The organism is Streptomyces sp. NPDC057654 (assembly GCF_042800135.1).
In the GTDB taxonomy this organism is placed as follows: Bacteria; Actinomycetota; Actinomycetes; order Streptomycetales; family Streptomycetaceae; genus Streptomyces.
This window is the reverse complement of record NZ_JBHVHQ010001142.1, coordinates 1-2,202: the sequence shown is the minus strand read 5'-3', so window position 1 is coordinate 2,202 and position 2,202 is coordinate 1. Positions and strand designations below refer to the sequence as shown.

At 73.8% G+C, this 2,202-nt stretch carries 2 protein-coding genes; both read right to left on the bottom strand.

Annotated features, from left to right (window positions below; genetic code table 11):
• Positions 1-34 precede the first annotated feature (34 nt).
• Entirely contained in the window at positions 35-922 is an 888-nt protein-coding gene (locus ACFU99_RS41380) for a 3,4-dihydroxyphenylacetate 2,3-dioxygenase (RefSeq protein ID WP_384403287.1), read from the bottom strand.
• Positions 915-2,202 (bottom strand): aldehyde dehydrogenase family protein (locus tag ACFU99_RS41375; RefSeq protein ID WP_384403284.1); only part of this gene is annotated, 1,288 nt, incomplete at its 5' end. The genes ACFU99_RS41375 and ACFU99_RS41380, both read right to left, overlap by 8 nt.

The following is a 2,202-nucleotide window of genomic DNA, read 5'->3' as shown; positions in this document are numbered from 1 at the left end:
CCGGAAAGGCGCGCGGTCCGCCGGTCCGGCCCGGCTAGGCGTCCCATCCCGCGGCCGGGCGGTCGAACCACAGGTGGACCTGGCCCGTGCCGATCGAGTTCTCGTACGCGCTGTAGGCGCGGCCGGGCGCGGTCAGCCGCTCCTCGCCCAGGGCGCCGGCCATCATCAGGTAGTGGCCGAAGCCCGCCTCGGGCTTGTGGACGGCGAAGTCCGGCATGGTGCGCAGGACGCGCGCGTGGTCGCCGTGCAGCAGCCAGTCGATGCGTTCCTCGTCGGCGGCGCGCGCCTCGGGGGTGCGCAGGTGCACGGGGTCGCTCGCCTCGTGGTCGCGGAGTTCGCGCAGCGGCCAGAAGGTGTGGGAGAGCGCGCCGGAGGCGATCAGCAGCACCCTGCGGCCGGGCAGCGCGGCGATGCCGTCGGCGAGCGCGCGGCCGAGCCGGAGGTGGTCCTCGGCGTCCCCGGTCTGGCACACGCCGATCGACATCCACCGCTTGTCGGGCAGCCCTTGGCCCAGATACGTCCACAGGTTGACGGTGGCGTAGTGGATCGGGAGGTACGGGTCGTCGATCGGGGTGATCCAGGTGCCGTGACTCCCCGCGAACTCGGCGGTGGAGCGGGCGAGTTCGGGGTCGCCGGGGAAGTCGTAGGGCATGCGGGACATGCCGCGCGGCAGTTCCTCGGAGGTGAACAGCCCGGCCCTGCGGGACTGCGCGGCGACGACGAACTCGACGGTGGTCGCCCAGTGCGAGTCCAGGACGACGACGGTGTCGTAGTCGAGTTCCTCGAAGACGTCCCGGCGCAGCTTGCGCAGCCCCGGCACGAGGCTGACCTCGCGGCCGCCGTTCAGCTCCCGGCGGCCCGCTTCGGGCAGGACGATGGTGGGGACGTGGGCGAGGAGGCCGGCCCCGACGATCTCACCCATGGCGCTGCCACCCCTTCGGCGCGGTGACGGTGTTCTTCAGGTCGCAGTAGAAGTCGAAGCTCCAGTCGCCGCCCTCGCGGCCCATGCCGGACTCGCGGGAGCCGCCGAAGGGCGCGGCGAGGTCGCGGACGAAGAAGCAGTTGGTCCAGACCGTGCCGGCGACGAGCCGGGCGGCGACGCGGTCCGCGCGCTCGCGGTCGCCGGTGACGAGGGTGGCGGCCAGTCCGAAGCGGGTGTCGTCGGCCAGGGCCACGGCCTCGTCCTCGTCGGCGAAGGTCTGGAGGGTGAGCACGGGTCCGAAGACCTCTTCCTGCACGATCTCCGAGTCCTGTGCGACGTCGGTCAGGAGCGTCGGGCGGTAGTACGCGCCGCCGGTCCGTTCGGAGAGTTCGGTGTTGGGTCCGCCGCCGAGGAGCGCGGTGGCGCCTGCCTTGAGCGCCCGTTGTACGAATCCGTCGACCCGCTCCAGGTGGCGGGGGTGGATGGTGGGGCCGATGCCGGTGGGCTCCTCGCGCGGGTCGCCCTGGACGAGGGCGCGGGCCCGGTCCAGGAAGCGTTCGAGGAAGGCGTCGCGTACGGACTCCTCGACGAGCAGCCGGGTCGCGGCCAGGCAGACCTGGCCCGCGTTGTCGTACTGCTCGACGGCGAGGTCGGCGGCGAGGTCGAGGTCGGCGTCGGCGAAGACGAGCAGCGGGGACTTGCCGCCGAGTTCGAAGCTGGTGGGCACCAGGTGCTCGGCCGCCGCGCGGGCGATCCGCCGTGCGGTGGGCACGGAGCCGGTGAAGCTGATGCGGCGCACGTCCGGGTCGGCCACGAGGGGCGCGCCGGCCTCGTCCCCGTACCCCTGGAGGACGTTGAAGACGCCCGGCGGCAGCCCGGCCTCGGCGGTGATGTCGGCGAAGAGCGAGGCGGTGAGCGGGGTCCATTCGGCGGGCTTGAGGACGACGGGGTCGCCGGCGGCCAGCGCGGGGCCGATCTTCCAGGTGGCCAGCATCAGCGGCGCGTTCCACGGCGTGATGAGCGCGGCGGGCCCGGCCGGATCCCAGGTGACGTGGTTGGTGTGGCCGCGGGTCGCGAAGTCGTCGTGGCCGAGGGCGAGCAGGCGGTCGGCGAAGAACCGGAGGTTGTGGGCGGCGCGGGGCATGACGCCGCGGCGGTGGGAGCGGAGCAGTGCGCCGTTGTCGGCCGTCTCGACGGCGGCGAGGTCCTCCAGGCGCGCTTCGACGCCGTCCGCGACGGCGTGCAGCAGCCGGGCGCGCTCGGCCGGCGGGGTCGCGGCC

Excerpts from the sequence above, each read along its gene's own strand:
- ACFU99_RS41380 (WP_384403287.1), bottom strand. The coding sequence starts at position 922 with ATGGGTGAGATCGTCGGGGCCGGCCTCCTCGCCCACGTCCCCACCATC.